Annotated in this window: 1 protein-coding gene; it reads left to right on the top strand. The window is 79.1% G+C overall.

Features of this window, described 5'->3' with window-relative positions:
* On the top strand, positions 1-522 hold a 522-nt coding region (locus IG84_RS0137245; RefSeq protein ID WP_031067887.1), incomplete at both ends, for a collagen-like protein.

Genomic DNA, 522 nt, shown 5'->3' with positions numbered 1-522 from the left:
ATCATGAGGCGGCCCGGGCCGACGAGCTCGCCGCCGAGGCCGACCGCCGCGGCGAGGCCGTCAGCACGCTCGCCGGGGACGTACGGCTGCTACGGGCCCAGGTCAAGAACGAGGGCGCGACGCCGACGGCACCGGACCCGGCCGACGCCATCGAGGACCTCCCGGCCCGGGCCGAGGTCCCCGTGCCGATACCCGGGCCGCAGGGCGAGCCGGGACCGTCCGGGCGCCCGGGCCGTAACGGCGGTGACGGCACCGACGGCACCGACGGCGAGGCTGGCACCCCGGGCCAGGACGGCGAGGACGGGGCGGCCGGCCAGGACGGCGCCCCGGGCGCGACCGGCCCCCAGGGTGAGCAAGGGCCGCAGGGCGAGCAGGGGCCACGCGGCGAGCAAGGCCCGCAAGGCGAGCAGGGGCCGCGAGGGGAAGCCGGAGAGCCAGGCCCGGACTGCCCGGACGGCTACAGCCTGCAGGCACCCTCATGGGACGCCGACGCGCTCGTCTGCAGACGGACCGGGGCCCCGC

Origin of the sequence: Streptomyces ochraceiscleroticus (assembly GCF_000720485.1) — a bacterium.
GTDB lineage: Bacteria > Actinomycetota > Actinomycetes > Streptomycetales > Streptomycetaceae > Streptomyces > Streptomyces ochraceiscleroticus.
Note: the sequence above shows the minus strand (reverse complement) of the source record. Positions and strands in the feature narration are given on the sequence as shown.